The following is a 2,716-nucleotide window of genomic DNA, read 5'->3' on the forward strand; positions in this document are numbered from 1 at the left end:
AGTAGCAGGTAAATCAAATTCAGGTGTATCAGCAAATATTCAACAGATCAAAAACTCTGTCGGATACATCGAGTATTCTTTCAAAGAGAAATTAGGATTAGCAGCAGCACAGATAGAAAACAAAGAGGGGCAATACATCAACCCAACTTTAAAGTCTTTCCAAGATGCGGCAAAATACGCTAGTTGGACAGCTGAAAATGACTTTTATGCAGTGATCGGCGACCCGGCAGGTGCAACATCATATCCTATCGTAGCAGCTACATTTATCTTGCTTCCAGAAGAAAAAATGGAGACAAATAAACAAGTAACAGAATTTATCGACTGGGCCTACACAACTGGTGATAAAGCAGCAACAGACCTTGGTTATGTACCACTTCCTGCATCGACTAAAGATGAAATTAGAAAATATTGGGAAGCTAAAAAAATCAAATAAAAAGATTTAAAAACTACACAAAGAAGCTCTCTTCTTTGAGAGCTTCTTTGCCAAATCACATTTATTTTGTAACTCCTTGAATACGTTTATAGCAGCCTAGATATGATTTGGTAACCAAAATGTTACCAACTTTTATTACAATCATCTCCAATTAATTACGAAGGCAATACATGAGTGGAAAACTCTTTAAGAATTTCTCTTTTTTCTCTGCAACACTCTCCTTTTTTATCTTGATAGGAATCTTTGCAGTACTCTTCTCTTATGCACAAGAAGCATTGCATGAATTTGGTTTTGATTTTTTATACAATGAAACCTGGGAAGCAGATGAAGATGATGAAGGTGGTATCTTTGGTGGGTATGTTCCTATCGTGGGTACTTTGCTTAGTACGCTTATCGCTATGGTCATAGCAACACCATTGGCGATGGGGATCGCTATATTTTTAACAGAGATCGCGACTGCAAAACTGGTACAGCCAGTCTCAGTGGCAATAGAGTTGCTTGCAGCCATTCCGAGTATCATTTATGGAATGTGGGGACTTTTTTACTTTGCACCTATTGTACAGGCAACTGTAGGGGGTAATGGTGTCGGACTTTTGACCGCAGGGATCGTTTTGGCGATCATGATCATTCCTTTTATGGCAGCGATTACAAGAGATGCGATGAATACAGCACCTTCAGTGCTTAAAGAATCCGCTTATGCTATGGGTGCAACGAAGTTTGAAGTGATAAAGGATGTGGTGATGCCTTATGCTAAAGGCGGGATCATCGGTTCGATCATCTTAGCGCTTGGACGTGCATTGGGTGAAACGATGGCAGTAGCATTCCTTATAGGTTCTGTGATGAGTATACCAAGCAGAGTGACGGATCCTACAACTTCTATACCTGTTTTACTTGCAAATAATTTTGCAGAAGCACAAGACCTTGAGATGAGCAGTATGTATTATCTTGCACTTATATTGTTTGTGGTCAGTTTTGCCATTATCTCTGTGGCAAAGTTTTATTTTTTAGGTAGGAAGGCAGCATAATGAATAGACTCATACTCAATAAAATTATTTTAATCCTCTCTACACTTTCAGCAGTGATAGGAATAGGATTTCTGTTTTGGATACTTATCACTTTGAGCTATAAAGGTATCACAAGTTTGCACTTTACTACTTTTACAAATGACCTTGTAGAAGGGGGTATACGAAACCTTCTTGTAGGACAGTTCACTATGGCACTTATGGCAAGTGCTGTAGCTGTACCACTTGGTATGATGGCAGGTATTTACCTTAGAGAGTATAGTAACAATGGAAAGTTGGCTTCTGTCATAAGAAATCTCAGTGATGTGATGATGTCTGCACCATCTATCGTTATAGGTGTTTTTGTATTTGCACTGCTTGTTGACCCTTTTGGGGGATACAACGGTTGGGCAGGTATCGTGGCATTGGCTATCATGATGATACCGATCATCATCAGTACGACAGATAATATGCTTGCTCTTGTACCTAAAGAACTGAGAGAAGCAGGGATCGCTTTAGGTGGAAGTAAACATAAGATCATTTTGCAAATTGTTGTCAAAGCGGCTAAAGTAGGGATAACAACAGGTGTCTTACTCTCTTTTGCCCGTATCATTGGGGAAACTGCACCATTACTTTTTACTTCAGCCAATAACCAGTTTTTCACAATGGATCTAACAGAGCAGTTCCCGTCTCTTACGGTGAGTATCTACAACCTTGCAACGTACCCGGATTCGGCAAGTCGTGAATTGGCATGGGCTGCATCTTTTGTACTCACAATGATAGTTTTATGTATCAATCTACTTGGTCGATATATGACAAGAAATAAAAAATAATTGAAAAGGTCAGAAAATAATATGGCAAAAAATAACATTATAATGGACATTAAAGATTTTGATTTCACTTATGCAGGTGTCGATGAGCCTTCATTAAAGAAGATCAACCTTCCGATAGAAAAAAACAAAATCACAGCAATGATAGGCCCTAGTGGCTGTGGTAAATCGACATTGTTACGTGCTATGAACCGTATTCATGATCTTTATCCTGGGAATACCTATGAAGGTGAAATCAACCTTTATGGCAGTGAGGGTGAAAAGAAAAATATTTTAGATCTTAAAAAAGAGAACGACTTCATTAAGTTGCGTCAACAAGTAGGGATGATCTTTCAGAAGCCTACACCGTTTCCTATGAGCATTTATGATAATGTGGCTTATGGTTTGAAACTTGCAGGTATCAAAGATAAGGTTGAGGTAGAAGAGCGTGTGGAAAAAGCATTGAAAGATGC

At 38.8% G+C, this 2,716-nt stretch carries 4 protein-coding genes; all 4 read left to right on the plus strand.

Annotated features, from left to right (window positions below; all coding sequences use genetic code 11):
- On the plus strand, positions 1 to 433 hold a 433-nt coding region (locus ABZC96_RS09495; RefSeq protein WP_373030722.1), incomplete at its 5' end, for a PstS family phosphate ABC transporter substrate-binding protein.
- Between the two features lie 170 nt (positions 434 to 603).
- Positions 604 to 1,458 (plus strand): phosphate ABC transporter permease subunit PstC, encoded by an 855-nt coding sequence (gene pstC / locus ABZC96_RS09500; protein ID WP_373030724.1) that lies wholly within the window; start codon positions 604 to 606, stop codon positions 1,456 to 1,458.
- Positions 1,458 to 2,267 carry a phosphate ABC transporter permease PstA gene (pstA, locus tag ABZC96_RS09505; RefSeq protein ID WP_373030726.1) on the plus strand — a complete coding sequence of 270 codons (810 nt, stop codon included), beginning with the start codon at positions 1,458 to 1,460 and terminating at the stop codon, positions 2,265 to 2,267. Before pstC ends, pstA begins: the two co-directional genes overlap by 1 nt.
- 21 nt (positions 2,268 to 2,288) lie before the next feature.
- On the plus strand, positions 2,289 to 2,716 hold a 428-nt coding region (locus ABZC96_RS09510; RefSeq protein WP_373030728.1), incomplete at its 3' end, for a phosphate ABC transporter ATP-binding protein.

Origin of the sequence: Sulfurovum sp. (assembly GCF_041551015.1) — a bacterium.
GTDB lineage: Bacteria > Campylobacterota > Campylobacteria > Campylobacterales > Sulfurovaceae > Sulfurovum.

What these genes read in the sequence shown, in the direction of transcription:
- pstC (WP_373030724.1), top strand. Translation starts at nt 604, where the DNA reads ATGAGTGGAAAACTCTTTAAGAATTTCTCTTTTTTCTCTGCAACACTC.
- pstA (WP_373030726.1), top strand. Translation starts at nt 1,458, where the DNA reads ATGAATAGACTCATACTCAATAAAATTATTTTAATCCTCTCTACACTT.